The sequence below is a fragment of the Niallia taxi genome (genome assembly GCF_032818155.1).
GTDB classification, from domain to species: domain Bacteria; phylum Bacillota; class Bacilli; order Bacillales; family Cytobacillaceae; genus Niallia; species Niallia taxi_A.
In genome coordinates this window covers 980,332-996,641 of the sequence record NZ_CP102589.1, presented here as the reverse complement: position 1 = coordinate 996,641, position 16,310 = coordinate 980,332, and the positions used below count along the sequence as shown (strand labels likewise).

General features: G+C 37.2%; 14 protein-coding genes. 1 reads left to right on the top strand and 13 read right to left on the bottom strand.

The genetic code is table 11. The features are described from left to right. Positions 1-54: 54 nt before the first annotated feature. From ftsX to hpf, 11 genes are all read right to left on the bottom strand, one after another. Positions 55-948: a permease-like cell division protein FtsX gene (gene ftsX / locus NQZ71_RS04885; RefSeq protein WP_127738197.1), complete on the bottom strand. Its 894-nt coding sequence runs from the start codon at positions 946-948 to the stop codon at positions 55-57. Next, positions 938-1,624: a cell division ATP-binding protein FtsE gene (ftsE, locus tag NQZ71_RS04880; RefSeq protein ID WP_127738198.1), complete on the bottom strand. Its 687-nt coding sequence runs from the start codon at positions 1,622-1,624 to the stop codon at positions 938-940. The genes ftsX and ftsE overlap by 11 nt, the downstream gene beginning before the upstream one ends. A gap of 603 nt (positions 1,625-2,227) precedes the next feature. After that, the gene (locus tag NQZ71_RS04875; RefSeq protein ID WP_375545228.1) at positions 2,228-3,052 is read right to left on the bottom strand and encodes a YitT family protein; all 825 of its coding nucleotides are present in this window, start codon (positions 3,050-3,052) and stop codon (positions 2,228-2,230) included. Between the two features lie 282 nt (positions 3,053-3,334). Beyond that, positions 3,335-4,132 carry an undecaprenyl-diphosphate phosphatase gene (gene bacA, locus NQZ71_RS04870; protein ID WP_275009072.1) on the bottom strand — a complete coding sequence of 266 codons (798 nt, stop codon included), beginning with the start codon at positions 4,130-4,132 and terminating at the stop codon, positions 3,335-3,337. Between the two features lie 224 nt (positions 4,133-4,356). After that, positions 4,357-6,072: a DUF6044 family protein gene (locus NQZ71_RS04865; protein WP_317011431.1), complete on the bottom strand. Its 1,716-nt coding sequence runs from the start codon at positions 6,070-6,072 to the stop codon at positions 4,357-4,359. Further along, the gene (locus tag NQZ71_RS04860; protein ID WP_144453834.1) at positions 6,069-6,497 is read right to left on the bottom strand and encodes a GtrA family protein; all 429 of its coding nucleotides are present in this window, start codon (positions 6,495-6,497) and stop codon (positions 6,069-6,071) included. Before NQZ71_RS04860 ends, NQZ71_RS04865 begins: the two co-directional genes overlap by 4 nt. Beyond that, positions 6,497-7,486, bottom strand: coding sequence for a glycosyltransferase family 2 protein (locus tag NQZ71_RS04855; protein ID WP_144453836.1), 990 nt, complete (start codon positions 7,484-7,486; stop codon positions 6,497-6,499). Before NQZ71_RS04855 ends, NQZ71_RS04860 begins: the two co-directional genes overlap by 1 nt. 647 nt (positions 7,487-8,133) lie before the next feature. After that, a protein-coding gene (prfB, locus tag NQZ71_RS04850) for a peptide chain release factor 2 (RefSeq protein WP_127738204.1) occupies positions 8,134-9,244 on the bottom strand; the annotation gives its coding sequence in 2 pieces (ribosomal slippage) (positions 8,134-9,171 and positions 9,173-9,244; 1,110 coding nt in all). Positions 9,245-9,477: 233 nt separating this feature from the next. Beyond that, positions 9,478-11,997, bottom strand: a complete 2,520-nt coding sequence (gene secA, locus NQZ71_RS04845; protein ID WP_144453838.1) for a preprotein translocase subunit SecA — start codon at positions 11,995-11,997, stop codon at positions 9,478-9,480. Positions 11,998-12,334: 337 nt separating this feature from the next. After that, entirely contained in the window at positions 12,335-12,667 is a 333-nt protein-coding gene (locus tag NQZ71_RS04840; RefSeq protein ID WP_144453840.1) for a bh protein, read from the bottom strand. Between the two features lie 250 nt (positions 12,668-12,917). Beyond that, positions 12,918-13,469, bottom strand: a complete 552-nt coding sequence (hpf, locus tag NQZ71_RS04835) for a ribosome hibernation-promoting factor, HPF/YfiA family (RefSeq protein WP_144453842.1) — start codon at positions 13,467-13,469, stop codon at positions 12,918-12,920. 809 nt (positions 13,470-14,278) lie between these two features. On the opposite strand from hpf, the gene NQZ71_RS04830 reads away from it, so the two are divergent. After that, complete coding sequence (locus NQZ71_RS04830) at positions 14,279-15,445, top strand: glucose-1-phosphate adenylyltransferase (protein ID WP_260056054.1); 1,167 nt, start codon at positions 14,279-14,281, stop codon at positions 15,443-15,445. Positions 15,446-15,564: 119 nt separating this feature from the next. Here the strand turns inward: NQZ71_RS04830 and NQZ71_RS04825 are convergent, their stop codons facing one another. Next, complete coding sequence (locus NQZ71_RS04825; RefSeq protein WP_144453846.1) at positions 15,565-15,900, bottom strand: flagellar protein FliT; 336 nt, start codon at positions 15,898-15,900, stop codon at positions 15,565-15,567. Beyond that, a complete protein-coding gene (gene fliS / locus NQZ71_RS04820) occupies positions 15,900-16,301 on the bottom strand; it encodes a flagellar export chaperone FliS (protein WP_127738210.1) in 402 nt (133 codons plus the stop codon). The genes NQZ71_RS04825 and fliS overlap by 1 nt, the downstream gene beginning before the upstream one ends. Positions 16,302-16,310 lie beyond the last annotated feature (9 nt).

The window sequence follows — 16,310 nt, the reverse complement described above, 5'->3', positions numbered from 1 at the left end:
TCAACAGTATATTGTGAGTATTAGGAGGAAGGGACTACTTCCTCCTGTTTCACCTTATACCTTCAAGAATTTACGTATACTCATAACACTTCCCCAAATACCGATTACTGCACCCATCAACAATAGCAATGCTCCCACTTGATAAACAAATGGTGTGTAATCAAGAATTTGAATATAGTTTCCAGCTAATCTTGGCTGTAAATATTCATATGCATAATAGTAAATAACAGATACGAGGCCAATTGGAATAATTGAGCCTAATACTCCAAGCCACATTCCTTCAAGGAAGAACGGCCAGCGGATAAACCAGTTTGTTGCACCGACAAGTCTCATAATTTCTATCTCTTTACGTCTAGCAACAATGGTAATTTTAATTGTGTTGGAAATTAAAAACATTGCTGTGAACAGAAGTCCTGCAATTAGGACAATCCCGACGTTTCGGCTAACATTGATGACATTAAATAGTCTGTCAACAGTGCCTTGCCCATACTTTACAGTTGCTGCATTATCAAACTTCTCTATTTCTTTTGCTACCTTTTTCGTGTCATTCGGATCCTTCGTTTTAACAACAAAAACATCACTTAGCGGGTTATCCTGCTGGAATAGTTCATAGGCATCCCCTTGATCACCAAAACTCTTAATTAAATTGTCCAATTCCTGCTGTTTCGCAGAAAATGTAACACTTGCCACATCTGATATTCCCTTTATTTTATCCTCAAGTGCTGCTTGATCCTCTTTTGTTGCCGTCTGATCAACATGAACACGTATTTCTACATTTTCTTCAATCGTCGTGGCAACTTCGTTCAAGTTCATCATAATGACGAAGAATACACCGACAAGTAAAAGGGTAATAGTAACAGAACTGATCGAAGCGAATGTCATCCATCCGTTTCTCCATAAACTTTTAAAACTCTCTCTACCATGTCTTTTAACTGTTCTAGCCTTCATATCCGTAATCACCTCTCTGCTCGTCACGAACAATTCTTCCACCCTCGATGGCGATTACACGATGTCTTATCGTATTAACAATTTCCTTATTGTGAGTAGCCATCACAATTGTCGTTCCCCTATTGTTGATTTCCTCGAAGATATTCATAATTTCCCAAGAAGTTTCAGGGTCAAGATTCCCAGTCGGCTCATCGGCAATGACAAGCTTAGGAGAATTCACAATTGAGCGGGCAATAGAGACACGCTGCTGCTCTCCTCCTGATAATTCAGTAGGAAGCATTCTTGCTTTATGTTTTAAACCAACAAGTCCTAGAACTTCCATTACTCGTTTTTTTATTAATTTAGGATTTTCCTCAATAACTTCTAATGCAAACGCAACATTTTCATATACAGTCAATGTAGGCAAGAGCTTGAAATCCTGAAAGACAACTCCCATATTTCTTCTCAACAACGGGACCTTGCTGTTTTTCAGTTTTGCCAAATTAACTCCGTTGATTAGAATCGTGCCTTGCGTCGGTTTTTCCTCCCGATGCATCATTTTAATAAATGTAGATTTTCCGGCACCACTCGGCCCTACTACATATACAAACTCACCTTGATTAATTTTCACATCAATGCCATTTGCTGCAATAACACCATTGGCATATTTCTTGATTACATTTTTCATTTCTATCATCTATTATCACACCTGAATTTTATTTGTAAGAACATAAGAAAAGTGCAAAACGTCTATAGCAACATGGAAGACGAATCACATTTGCGAATTGCCATATCAATTGCTTTCTCTAATAAGAGAAACTTAATTCTCTCGTTTTTCCTTTTCTAACTCCATTAACCACCAAAATTCGACATTTACAAACCGACTGAAGGAGACATTTTTTTTATAAATATAAGACTTCCTTCTAATTACTTACATTATTATATCATCATAGTACGGTAAATTAACGGATAAAATTATTACATTTTCTTTTCAAATATCGAAAAAAGTACTATTATTATCTTCCCATACCTTAATTTACTATTATAATAGTACTACAAATCAACCAAATTCCCCTTTTTTTTTTATTTTTTTCTTTATTTTAGGCTTTTATACCTATATTATGTTACATTTTGAGGAAATATTTACATGACATAATTCTGTTTAACTTATTCTCCATTTACAATAAAGCGATTACATTTTTGAACCTGTTACAAATCTTACAAAGAATCGACATATTACACATAAAAAATCCTTCTATCTTTGCATTTTATACAAAAATAGAAGGACATTTATTTACTACTATGCTTTTTTTGCACTAAAGCCTCTGCCATGAACCTCTGATGCATCCATTACAATGACAAAAGCAGACGGATCTATCGATTGAACTAACCCTTTTAATTTCATAAATTGGGCCTGATCAACAACACACATCAAAATAGGACGCTCAAAATCTGTATAACCGCCATGGGCTGTCAGCTTTGTAACACCTCTGTCGATTTTATTTAAGATTCCTTCCCTTACATCCTCTTGTTTTTCTGTAATGATAAGTGCCATTTTGCTGCTTCCAAAGCCAACCTGGACAATATCAATTGTCTTACTTGTAATAAACAAGGCTAACAATGCGTATAAACCCTGTTCAATACTGAATACAGCAGCAGCCGTAATAACAATAACCCCATCGATCAATGCAACGCTTTTTCCTAATGACATTCCAGTATATTTAGTGATAATTTGCGCGGCAAGATCTGTTCCGCCTGTTGATGCCCTTCCTTTAAAAACAATCCCTATCCCAAGGCCAATACCAATTCCACCGTATATCGCTGCAAGCAGGGGTTGCATAGTCCATGGCTCCATATCCTTTGATAAGAAAACGACAAATGGCAAAAATAATGTTCCGACAAGCGTTTTAATACCGAAGTTTTTCCCTAGTAATATTACGCCGGCAATAAATAAAGGAATATTAAACGCCCATTGTACAAATGCCGGCTCCCAATGAAACAGACTCGCAGTAATTGTGCTGATACCGCTCACTCCACCTGAAGCGATGCTGTTAGGCAATAGAAATAAGTTAAATGATAATGCTACAATAGCAGATCCAATTAATACATAAATATACTCACGCAAGATTTGACACCTCATTTGTTTATTGTCTTTTATTGACATGTCTTCATTTCTTTAAAAATCGACATAATTTTTGATATTAAAAAATATGTAAGAAGCATTGTTCATAAAGGTTAATATTGCTTAAAAAATGCATTCTTTATATTTTCCCAAGCAGAGAGTATATCATTCAAATGAACAAGTGTAAATGGTGACAAATTAGCGTGGTAAAGGGATGAAACGAGGTTTTTTCAAGGATGGAACAAAAAAATACTATCCTTTCTCAAAGGATAGCATTTGTCATTTTTATATAATAAATATCCAAAAAACGATGGCCAGTCCAAAACGATATATCGCAAAAGGAATTAATTTTACTTTATTAATAAGACGCAGAAAAAACTTGATCGCAATTAATGCAACGATAAAGGCGGTCACAAAGCCTGCTGCAAAAACAGGTATATCTTGTGCGCCCAATTGACTCCAGCTTTCAAATAAATCCTTTGCCGATGCTGCAAACATGATGGGAACTGCCATGATAAATGTAAATTCAGACGCTGTCTTATGGCTCATGCCTGCAAGCAGTCCGCCTGAAAGTGTTGCTCCAGATCGGGAAAAGCCTGGCACTAAAGCAAAGCACTGAAAAAAACCTACTGTTAAAGCTTGTCTGTATGTAACTTGATCAAGCGTTTCTGCAGAAGCTTTCGGCTTCAGCTTCTCAGCTGCCAGCATCAGCAACCCTCCGATAATTAATGTGATAACAACAGTTGCCGGGCTAAATAAAACATTTTTTATCAAGTCATAAAACAGAACACCGCCAACACCGAAGGGAATAATTCCTACAGCAATATGAAAAATACTTAGTGTACCAACACTTTCCGAATCTTGATATTTCTTTAATCCTAAAATACTTAATATCCTTCGCCAAAAAACAAAAATAACGGCGAGTATGCTGCCAAGCTGAATAATGATTTCAAATGTTTTCGCACTTTCTCCAGTAAAGTCCAACAAATGGCCTGCTAAAATAAGATGCCCTGTTGACGAAACAGGCGCGAACTCTGTCAAGCCTTCTACAATACCCATGATAATAGCCGTTAAAATATCCATAAACACCTCCAATTTATATATATTGGGGTGATTAGTAATTTATACTATAAAGTGGATAGATGTTTATCTGTATACGAAACCCGTTTGAAAAAATAGAGTAAGCTCCAATAAAAAAAGATATCTCTTTCCCCTGCAGATTAGCGGGACAGCCAATCTGCAGGAGAAATCAATATCCACTTGTTTTTAGTATAATACCCTCAAGAGCTTTTTAAATCATCGGTTTTCTACAGTCTTTGTTGAGACACTTTTCCATTTACTTTATAAAGATATATCTTCCAATAACTTTCCTTTGAAGCAAATGATTTCTCAAAGCTTAAATTATTATCTGCAGCGTTATCAATAGGAACTGCGGACAGAATATATTGACCGCCCATTTTCTTAAGCTGATTTGTATTTAAGTCCAAATTCTTGATAGTTTTCTTTGTATGCTTGGAAAACTGGTATTTTTTGCCGAGTTCATCAACAAATATATAACAGCGGCCACCCCAGTAATCATAATACTCCCTTAGCCCTTTATTTTTATTGAGCTCAGGCTCAATAATTTTTCTGAATTCTTCCTTATAGCTTAATGGATATATATTGCTGTAGGAATCAAGTGTATAAAAGCCATTGTACTGGGCAACATTAGGATGCATGCCAATACTGACAACCCTGTAATCCTCTAATGGCTTACCTATGTAATCTTTAATTTCCTTAAATTCGTCAACTGCAAAATATTGCTTATAGCTCGGCTGATCTTTGTACATGATCTCCTCATTATTTGGTATCAATACAAGCAGCTGTGCTATAACCAAAACATAAACTAATTTTCTTACTCGTCCACCTTGATCCCATAGCATTTTCAATGATAGTGCAAATAAAACATAGATGATCATCGGTCGCAAATAATGGAATCTGCCAAAATTAAAGCTCGTCAAAATACCGAACCGTTCTTTCAATGGTTGCCAGCCTTCAAAGAACCAAAACGCATACCATGTGGACAGCAGCAAATTAACAATATGCAAGAAAATAAATAGACGATTGTCTTTTGCTTTATTTTTAATAAGCACCCAAACTAAGCAAATAATGGTGAGGGGCAATATGATATATTGCGAAATCGTTCTGTCTTGATTATGACTAATAACATAGTTCTTGCCAATTAGCTTAAATGTCTGGATTAGATCAAGCTTAGATTGATAAAAAACATCCCTGTTTGTTAGTTCATTCGATGCTGGGGCGATCATGGACATAACTAAACGATAATCAATCGCCATATAGATTACTAGCATATAAATGATGGATAGTAAAAATACTAGGTTCCATTTTTTCGTCTTAAAGAGGTCATATACCCACAGCAGGCCAATGAATGTAAGAAAATAAAAAAAGCCGATCACAAACGTCGAAAAAAACGGTAATAGTGTAATTACTACATAGTTTTTCCAGTTTCGCTCACCCTTGCGAATATTTAGAAAGCTCCATAATGCTAAAGGCATTCCAAGGATGCTGAGCATGCCAGAAGGCCAGTATGGCGTGAGTGAAAACGTCAATGCTGCACCTATTGTAATGATATAAGGGTTTGACTTCTTAAAAACATACTTTTTTAAAAGAAGATACATTCCTAAAAAGGCAACAATTCTCGTAATTGCCTGACACAGACCATATGCAACGACAGGAGGCAGGATATTAAAAAGTAAAACCATGCCATAGTATTCCGAATAGTATGTATCCCGGGAAAACTCACCGTTCATAATCTGTTCCATTGGCGTATTAACAGGTGCAAACATATTACCACTGTCTTTTAAAACTTCATACCAGCCAAGATTGGAATCGAGATTATCATGGATACGCATATGAGCATTTCCATTTAGAATAAAATAGGGCAAAACCCATAAAACAACGATTAATAATGCCAATGAGAGGAAGATTTTTTCCTGCTTCCCTAAACCTGTTACTTTAATCATTTAACACTCCTTGAAACCTGTTGAAATTTAGTTGAAAACACAAGATACTTCTGCCCAAAATAATTTAATATTGTGTACATGCCGCTTCCAAAAAGAACAGCAAGCACTTCCACATAACCCGTGAGCACCGGAATTCTTCCTGCCACTTCTTCCACAAGCACTAGACCAAGCTTATAGGCAATGAAATAAGAAGCTAGAATGACAATGCCAAACCGTATACCACTTCCTATGAATCTAGCATTGCTTTGGAAAGTAATATTTTTGTTAAGAAAATAGCTTACAACCGCTCCAACCAAGTTACCTATAAAAGTGGAGCTCCAATAATTAATATGAAATAACAGCAGACAGGCATACATAATAGAAAGGCCGACTGCTGTGTTAATTAGACCAACGAACAGAAAACGTATAAAAGGATAGCGAAGCATTATATATGCACCTTTGATTTAGCAGGATTAGCCTGCTTATTCCTGCAAAGATTATCTTCAATAATATAGCGCGGACGGTGTTTTACTTCTTCGTAAATTTTCCCTATATATTCACCAATAAGACCAATGCTCATTAAAAGAAGGCCACCAATCAGCCATAAAGAAATCATTACAGATGCCCAGCCTGATTCTGTATCACCAAGGAATTTTTGAACAAGCACATAACCACCTGCAATAAGGCTGATAATGGAAGACAAAAATCCTATTAATGTAATAAACCGAATCGGCTTAACGCTGAAGGATGTAATACCATCTAATGCAAATGCAAGCATCTTTGCGATTGGGTATTTAGATTCCCCTGCCTCACGAGCCTTGCGCTCATAATAAACACTAGTCGACTTAAACCCAAGTAATGGGACAACACCTCTTAAGAAAAGGTTGGACTCCTTAAACTGTAGCATTTCTGTTAATGCTCTTTTGCTTAACAAACGATAGTCAGCATGATTATAAACGAGTGATAAGCCCATTTTCCCCATTAGGCGGTAAAAGCCTTGTGCTGTACTCCGCTTAAAAAAGGTATCTGTTTCTCTTTTGCTTCTAACACCATACACTATTTCATAGCCGCTTAAGTATTTCAGCACAAATTCTCTTATTACACTGGTGTCATCCTGAAGATCTGCATCAATACTGATGACACAATCAGAAAACTGAACAGCTTCCTCTAGCCCAGCAAGTAACGCTCTTTGGTGTCCAAAGTTTCTCGACAGCTTTATACCGCTGACAAGCTTGTCAAAATGGGTTGCACTTTCAATTTTATCCCATGTTGAATCCTTGCTTCCGTCATCAATAAAGAGCAATTGACTTTTAGAACTAATAAGTCCTTCTGAAATAAGGGAAGTTAGCACATTTTTCAGTTGATAATATGATTGTTCAAATACCTCCTCTTCGTTATAGCATGGTACAGCAATAGTCAAAACGACCTCTTTCATTTCATAACCTCTTTTCTTAAAATAACCAATTACTATAAGAATCCCTAAATAATTCCAACAATATACATATAAACGAAAAATACAGAAGAAAGTTTCACTTTTTCCTAAAAAAGTAAATTTATTATTATTTGTGAATTTTTGCTTTATCTCCTTGTCTTCTTAAATTTAGTTCTTTAAAAAATTATACGTCACAATTCCTTTCCCTCATGCTTAGCTGGCAAAACTTAACCAAAAATATATAATCACTTCATAATTAGTTACCTATTTAGGGGTTTTTTAAACACAAAAAGAGGCTGGCACAAAACAAAAAATAAGCTTTCTAAACACGAATAATAGAATTACAACTAAATTTGAAAAATAAAGGTTGTGTCTAAATAGAATTTTGAGTTAAAGTTAGTTCGTTTCATTGCGCTGCACCCACTCGCTTTCCGCGGGGAGGAAGATGAGCCTCCTCGTCTTCGCCTGCGGGGTCTCATCCTTTCCTCTATTTCCCGCAGGAGTCGAGTGGCCTCCGCTCCATTCAACTAAAATTTCTAATTTTTTGTATTTAAACTAAAAACAAAAAACCGAACTATTTAATCAATATAGTTGATTAAGTAGTTCGGTCTTTACGCTGGTTCACATACTTATGTCCCAGCCTCTAATACTTATTCTGCAATGCTTAGCTTTGAACGCAAGTAAGCATTTATAAATAGATCAATATCTCCGTCCATGACAGATTGTGTGTTACCTACTTCTGTGTTTGTACGGTGGTCTTTAACAAGAGAGTATGGATGAAAAACGTACGAACGAATTTGGCTTCCCCAGCCAATATCCTTTTGTTCGCCGCGGATTTCCGCAAGCTTTTCTTCCTGCTCTTCGATTTTTTTCTGATAAAGTTTTGCTTTCAGCATTTTCATTGCTGTTTCCCTGTTTTTAATCTGAGAGCGCTCTGTTTGGCAAGATACGACTACTCCTGTTGGGATATGTGTAATACGTACAGCGGAGTCTGTTGTATTGATATGCTGTCCACCGGCACCACTTGCCCGGTACGTATCAACTTTTAAATCCTCTGTACGGATTTCAATTTCAATCTCATCATTGAATTCTGGCATAACTTCACATGATACAAAGCTCGTATGGCGGCGGCCAGATGAATCAAATGGAGAAATACGAACAAGACGATGTACGCCTTTTTCTGCTTTTAAGTATCCGAATGCATTATGTCCTTTAATAGCCAATGTTACACTCTTAATTCCAGCTTCATCACCAGGCAGATAATCCAATGTTTCCACCTTGAAGCCTCTTTTTTCTGCCCAGCGAGTGTACATACGCAACAGCATGCTTCCCCAGTCTTGGGACTCTGTACCACCAGCACCTGGATGCAGCTCTAAAATTGCATTGTTTTTATCGTAAGGCTCACTTAACAGAAGATTAAGCTCAAACTGGCTTAAGCTGCTTACCAATTGTCCTAGTTCCTCTTCAAGCTCAGTGCGCAATTCTTCATCGTCTTCTTCCTTAACCAACTCATAAGTAAGCTCTAGGTTTTCAAATGTTTCTGCCAGCTTATAAAACTCATTGACTTGATCCTTTAAACCATTGCTTTCGGAGATAACTGTCTGTGCTGCCTGCTGATCATTCCAAAAATCAGGATGCAACATTTCATCCTCCAGATGAGCGATACGTGCCTCTTTGTTATCTAAGTCAAAGAGACCCCCTAAAGTTTTCTAGTGTTACATTTATCTTCTCTAACTCATTGCGAATATCTGCTAATTCCATTTACCTGTCACCCTTTTTAAATATTATTGTTCAAAGCACGGCTGCTTCCTTCTAGTATTATATGGCTTTTCAAGAAAAAATGCATGCTTTCCTTTTTAGAAGTTAATTTGAATAGTTGTTTTCTGTAATAAAGCATTTCCATTATTCAGGAAGATATACTTTATTTGCTCAAACGTTAGACTCTAAAAAACCTGCCTCTCCGAATTCGGGGAGGCAGGTCCCATTATTCTATTTTAAAGATTAGTTCCGTGGCAGTTTTTATACTTTTTGCCACTGCCGCAGAAGCATGGAGCATTTCGGCCCACATCAAGCTTCTTCATCACTGGTTTTTTCTTCGGCTTCTTATCTTCGCCTTCTTCTTTCGGGTTGACCGCTTGTCCTTTCATGACTTCTTCCCTTTGAAGATTTTCACGGATCTCTGCTTTCATAATGTACTTAGCAACATCCTCTTCAATGGAAGTAACCATTTGCTCAAACATTGCAAACCCTTCAGATTGATATTCGCGAAGCGGATCGATTTGACCATATGCACGAAGATGGATACCCTGACGAAGCTGATCCATTTGGTCAATGTGGTCAATCCATTTGCTGTCAACAGCGCGAAGCACAATAACCTTCTCAAATTCACGCATTTGTTCAGTTGTCAGCTTTTCTTCTTTCTCATCATAGTTATGCAATACTTTTTCCATGATGACTTCGGCAATTTCATCGCCTTCTTTGCCACGGATATCATTCAGCTCCAATTCGCCTTCATGAAGCAGATTTCCGTTCGCATAATCAAGAACTGCCTGCAGATCCCAGTTTTCCTGATCTTCACTCGATGGAGTATGTGCTGCAACATGACGCTCCAATGATGATTTAATCATACTTTCAACAATAGAACGAAGGTTGTCAGATGTTAGTACATCATTACGCTGAGCGTAAATGATTTCCCTTTGCTGACGAAGAACATCATCATATTGAAGAAGCTGTTTACGTGAGTCAAAGTTGTTTCCTTCCACTCGTTTTTGAGCAGATTCAACAGCTCTTGAAACCATCTTGCTTTGGATCGGCTGGGAGTCATCCATGCCCAGTTTAGCCATCATCGCTTTCATGCCGTCAGATCCGAAGCGGCGCATCAATTCATCTTCCATAGAAAGGTAGAATTGCGTCACACCTGGATCTCCTTGACGTCCGGAACGTCCGCGAAGCTGATTATCTATTCGTCGGCTTTCGTGACGTTCTGTTCCGATAACAGCTAAACCGCCCACCTCTTTAATTCCTTCTCCAAGTTTAATATCTGTTCCGCGTCCTGCCATATTTGTTGCAATTGTCACAGCGCCTTTTTCGCCGGCAGTTGCGATAATTTCTGCTTCTCTCTCATGATTTTTTGCATTCAATACATCATGAGGAATACCCTTCTTAGAAAGATACTTCGAGATAATTTCAGACGTTTCAATTGCCACAGTACCAACAAGGACCGGCTGACCTAACTTATGTCTTTCAGCAATATCCTCAACAACAGCTCTAAATTTACCATCCATTGTTGCGTAAATTAAATCGGCACGGTCATCACGAACGATATCTCTGTTCGTTGGAATAACAATAACACTCATATTGTAAATATTGCGGAATTCCTCTTCCTCTGTCTTTGCTGTACCAGTCATCCCAGCAAGCTTATCATACATGCGGAAGTAGTTTTGGAATGTAATGGTTGCAAGTGTCATGCTTTCATTTTGAATTTCAAGATTTTCCTTAGCCTCGATTGCTTGATGAAGCCCGTCGCTATAGCGGCGCCCCTTCATTAAACGGCCTGTGAACTGGTCAACGATGACGATTTCGCCATCTTGCACAACATAATCGACATCTTTATGCATGCTTGCATGTGCCTTAAGGGCTTGTGTGATATGATGGTTAATTGCCACATTGCTTACATCAAACAAGTTTTCAATCTGGAAGACACGCTCAGCCTTTGACATACCTTCTTCTGTCAACTGAACACCCTTCGTCTTTTCATCATACGTATAGTCCTTTTCTACCTTTAAGCTGCTCACAAAAACATTTGCCCGTACATATAATTGAGTCGACTTTTGAGCAGAGCCAGAAATGATCAGCGGCGTTCTCGCTTCATCAATTAAGATGGAGTCAACCTCATCAATTACTGCATAGTAAAGTGGTTTTTGTACCTTTTGCTCGTTATATAAAACCATGTTATCACGAAGATAATCGAATCCGAATTCATTATTTGTACCGTAAGTAATATCGGCATTATATGCTGCCTGCTTGTCCTCTCTTGAAAGGCCGTTTAAGTTCAAACCAACCGTTAACCCAAGAAACTCATATAGCTGTCCCATCTCAGCAGCATCACGTGTTGCCAAATATTCATTGACTGTGACAACATGAACGCCTTTTCCAGAAAGTGCATTCAAATATACCGGCATTGTCGCAGTCAGGGTTTTACCTTCACCAGTCTTCATTTCAGAGATATTACCTTCATGAAGAGAAGCTCCCCCCATCAGCTGAACAGGATATGGGTATAGGCCAAGCACACGCTTTGCAGCTTCCCTCACAACTGCAAAAGCCTCAACCAGCAAATCGTCAAGTGTTTCTCCTTTTTGAACGCGCGCTTTGAACTCCTCCGTTTTTGCCTTGAGCTGCTCATCGCTTAATGCTGCCGTTTCTCCAGCCAAAAGCTCAACCTTTTCGGCAATCTTAGTCAGTTTCTTTATATCGCGTTTGTTCTGATCAAAAACCTTATTTAAAATACCAAGCATTAAAAAACGCTCCTTTATAATTAAAATGAGAGATTCTATGTGAAAAATTCCATCCGTTTATTATATCAATAGCATAATAACTAGCATTAAAGTCTCTATAGCATATTCACTATTCATTAAAATCACATGAAAAGAATAGGACTCTTTTGTAAACTCCATATAAGAAGGATATCATTGAATATATGATAGCTTAACTAGTATTTTCCTATTAATATTACCATTTCCTTAATAGAGTGACAACTTTAGTATAAAGGAAAGATAGAAAGGTGAAAAAAGGGGTATGTAAAGGACTGATGCCCTAAAGAAAAAAATGCAGCTGCTCATTATAGTAAAAAAATCAGGTCTTTTTATAGTACTTTAATACCTTTCTGGATTCATTCAAGTAGCGCATGAAGCGATATGGCTTGCTGATGACCCTAATCGGGAGTCTTGCAATGAATTTGCTTAGATCCTGCTTGTATTCCTCTGTCATCCTGCTCGGCTTTGTGGCAATATGCTCAAATAGCTCTTTATAAAACTTCTTCATGATGTCAACCTTCATGCCTGCTTCATGCTGACAGCTTTGGCACTTGACGCTCGTTATCTCTTCATTTATATAAACAACGTCATGGTTTGTTTCATTATTACAGTGTGTACAAAACAGGTTCGCTTCCATTACAGACCTTTTCATCCCTTTCACACTCCTTGAAAATGAAATTAACTTCTATAAGAAAGGATATTCTGATTTCAGCTGTTTTAGCTATAAATTCTTTTGTTTATTATATCAAACACTCCTGTATCATAGTGGAATATTCAAGTAATTTCCATATAATGATTGCTGCATACCGTCTTCTAAAAAAAGGCTTACTCCTAACATGTTCTTACTATATTAGAAAAAAACCTGCAGTTTCCTGCAGGTTTTTTTAAAAAGTGCTATCTAATTACTTTGCTTCAATCAAACCATACTTGCCGTCTTTTCTTTTATAAACAATATTTGTTGAATTTGTTTCCGCATCTGTATAAACAAAGAAACTGTGGCCAAGAAGATCCATTTGTAAAATGGCTTCCTCACTGTCCATTGGCTTTAAATTAAAGCGCTTTTGGCGAACAATTTCCAGTTCGTCCTCTTCATCCTGTACAGAGACCGCATTAGGCTCGTCTGCGCCAAACAGAGCATTTAGATTGCCTTTTTCGCGCTGCTTTCTGTTTACTTTTGTTTTATGTTTTCTGATTTGCCGCTCCAACTTATCAACGATCAAATCAATAGCTGCGTACATGTCCAAATGGTCTTCTTCAGCTCGAAGCACCAGCTGGGACATCGGGATTGTAACTTCCACCTTAGCAGTCTTATCACTGTAGGTTTTTAAATTCACATTGACATTAGCATCTGGCGTTTCGGAAAAATATCTCTCCAGTTTGGAAATCTTCTTTTCTACATACTCTCTAATTGCTGGAGTTACCTCAATGTTTTCTCCTCTAATGTTGAAATTCATAAGTTACTCCTCCTTTTGGATTCCAGTGCAAGTCTTATTGTTCCCACCACATTCTTATATCTATGCGAGCAGTGAACTTTTTTGACTATGCTATATAATTCTTGTTTACCCTTTCGATTTCCTGCAAAAACTTTTGGAAAATTCGACAAATTTGTGAACTTGTTAAAAAAAAGCTGTTTTCACCAAAAACTTTACGGCAAATTTTTCATTTATACATTTAGACAAATTTTTTACGAGAATCTTTAGCAGTATAGCTTCTCCTAATGTAGGAGTCCGTGGCATGTATCCTAACATATATTTTCTATATGTAGGTAAACCCTCCTTTTTCTCCGTTATTCGTCTCCATACATCTTTCCTAAAAATTCATACTTTCTATTTTTTTACTGATTCTATAGTACTAATTTGTCGTTTAGAACAATCTTTTACAATTTTTTTGATATAACTTGGTTTCAAAGTTTTTTAGCATGGGTATCTAAAAACTACGTGAAACAAGCTAATATTTTTTCAACCAATAAATTAAATCTTCTTCAAAACATAAAAAAACATTCGAAATTTGTCGTTAGTTGACAGAAAACATCTAATTATTTTAATTGTTAATCTAATAAAAATCTAATAGAATTACGTCTATATGAATGGCCAAGGAGGAACAGCATTGAACAACTTAAAAGTATTAACAGAACTTCCAGAAGAACAGCATAACAGCATAGAAGCTGAAGAAGAGCATGAGTACTACTACAAGTTATGGGAAGATGACCGATTATAATTCTTCAATCAAACTACAATCTGAAAACGAATACAGGAGGGTTATCATGAAAAAACAATGCATCGCCATGCTTTTAGCCGGTGGAAGAGGAACGAGATTAAAAAAACTTACAGATCATCTAGCGAAACCAGCCGTACCATTCGGAGGAAAATACCGAATCGTCGATTTCACTTTAAGCAATTGCCGCAATTCTGGCATTGATACAGTTGGCGTGCTAACACAATATCAGCCCCATGTATTACAAAATTACATCGGAGACGGAAAGGAATGGGATTTAAACAGAAGAGATGGCGGTCTTTCCATCCTTCCTCCATATCAATGCGATACGGAAGAACGCTGGTATGAAGGAACTGCACATGCCATTTATCAGAATACCCCCTTCATTGAGCAGTATGATCCAGAGAATGTTTTGATTATTTCTGGCGACCATATTTATAAAATGGATTATGACCTTATGCTGAAGCAGCATATCGAGACAGGCGCTGATGCCACTATTTCTGTTACAGAGGTGCCATGGGAAGAAGCAAGCCGTTTCGGTATTATGAACACAGAAACTTCCAGCAACCGTATCAGCGAATTCGAGGAAAAGCCAGAAGATCCAAAATCAAACCTTGCTTCAATGGGTGTATACATCTTCAAATGGAAAACCCTCAAAGCATACTTAGAACAAGAAGAAAACAATCAAGACAGCTGCAAGGATTTTGGGAAAGACATTATCCCCGCAATGCTGCATGACAATCTTAAACTCCACGCATATAAATTCAAGGGCTACTGGAAAGATGTCGGTACAATCGACAGCTTTTGGGAAGCCAACATGGATCTACTTGAAAAAGAATCCAACATTTTCTTAAAAGACAAGGATTGGAATGTCTACACTGTAGAACAGTCCCATCCACCAGTATATCTTGATGATGCTTCAACTGTTAAGCATTCCTTAGTCAGTGAGGCTTGCGAGATTTACGGAACAGTGGAAAACTCTGTTATTTTCCAAGATGTAACAATCGGGAAAGGCGCAGTTATTAAGGATTCTGTCCTTCTACCAGGAGCCGTTGTCGGAGAAAACGCAGTTATCGAAAGAGCTGTTGTTGCATCTAACGTGAAAATAGACGATTATTCTGTCATCAAATCAAAAACACCCTATGACGCAATTGCTTTAATTGGTGAAGATGTCGTTAATGATAAGAAGCATCATGAACTTTCAAGAGTAATCTAAACAAACATTATAAGCTGACTTAGAAGGGTTGTTAATGGCAACCCTTCTAAGTCGTTTTTTTTATAATTTGGTTTTGAAAAAGCAAAAAACCATTTGCCAAGGCAAATGGTTTTCACTTGTTATTTTCTCTTATCATAATATATGCCGTCTGTCTGTAAAGACTGGTACGGATTCACATATTTTTGATTAGAGTTTTTCTTAAGCTTTAATTCTTTTATATCCTGTTGGATACTTCTCTTTTCAGCATGAAGCAGCTCCAATAACTCCTTATCCTGCTGAAGAAGTACAGCCCCGAGCTTTTTTTCATTTTCGGTAGTAGGCTTTGTCAACAATGTCAGTGCTGCTTTTCTTTGGTTAAGCAGGCCGCCAATCATATCCGATTCCTTTTCCCCATCGCCCTTTAAGTAGCCGATTAGTTCTTGTGTGATTGCATAGCACTGTTTAATTGCTTCCATTAAGCTTGTCCGCCTGCCGCATATTGTTTTTGACGGTTAATTTGAATAGCTTCTTTCCATGTATCCCTGAATTCCGTTAACAAGAACTCTACATCCTCTAGAATTTTAATGTCATTTACAATATTAGCCTTAATAAGCTGACGGTTCATAAAATCGTATAAAGACATGAAATTTTTAGAAATAGGAAAATCCATATTTAATGTAACCATTAATTCATTAATAATCTTTTGCGCCTTTTGAATATTTACATTTCTCGTCGCAATATCATTATTTTGGATAGCATTTTTGGCTAAACCGATAAACTTCAGGCAGCCATTATAAAGCATTAGTGTTAACTCGCCAGGTGAAGCAGTGTTTACTGAATTCTGTTTATATGATTGATACGGATTAGTAGTTGCCATTTATTTTAC

Excerpts from the sequence above, each read along its gene's own strand:
- ftsE (WP_127738198.1), bottom strand. The coding sequence starts at position 1,624 with ATGATAGAAATGAAAAATGTAATCAAGAAATATGCCAATGGTGTTATT.
- fliS (WP_127738210.1), bottom strand. The coding sequence starts at position 16,301 with ATGGCAACTACTAATCCGTATCAATCATATAAACAGAATTCAGTAAAC.
- bacA (WP_275009072.1), bottom strand. The coding sequence starts at position 4,132 with ATGGATATTTTAACGGCTATTATCATGGGTATTGTAGAAGGCTTGACA.
- NQZ71_RS04840 (WP_144453840.1), bottom strand. The coding sequence starts at position 12,667 with ATGAAAAGGTCTGTAATGGAAGCGAACCTGTTTTGTACACACTGTAAT.
- hpf (WP_144453842.1), bottom strand. The coding sequence starts at position 13,469 with ATGAATTTCAACATTAGAGGAGAAAACATTGAGGTAACTCCAGCAATT.
- NQZ71_RS04825 (WP_144453846.1), bottom strand. The coding sequence starts at position 15,900 with ATGGAAGCAATTAAACAGTGCTATGCAATCACACAAGAACTAATCGGC.
- NQZ71_RS04830 (WP_260056054.1), top strand. The coding sequence starts at position 14,279 with ATGAAAAAACAATGCATCGCCATGCTTTTAGCCGGTGGAAGAGGAACG.
- NQZ71_RS04865 (WP_317011431.1), bottom strand. The coding sequence starts at position 6,072 with ATGATTAAAGTAACAGGTTTAGGGAAGCAGGAAAAAATCTTCCTCTCA.
- ftsX (WP_127738197.1), bottom strand. The coding sequence starts at position 948 with ATGAAGGCTAGAACAGTTAAAAGACATGGTAGAGAGAGTTTTAAAAGT.
- NQZ71_RS04860 (WP_144453834.1), bottom strand. The coding sequence starts at position 6,497 with ATGCTTCGCTATCCTTTTATACGTTTTCTGTTCGTTGGTCTAATTAAC.
- NQZ71_RS04855 (WP_144453836.1), bottom strand. The coding sequence starts at position 7,486 with ATGAAAGAGGTCGTTTTGACTATTGCTGTACCATGCTATAACGAAGAG.
- secA (WP_144453838.1), bottom strand. The coding sequence starts at position 11,997 with ATGCTTGGTATTTTAAATAAGGTTTTTGATCAGAACAAACGCGATATA.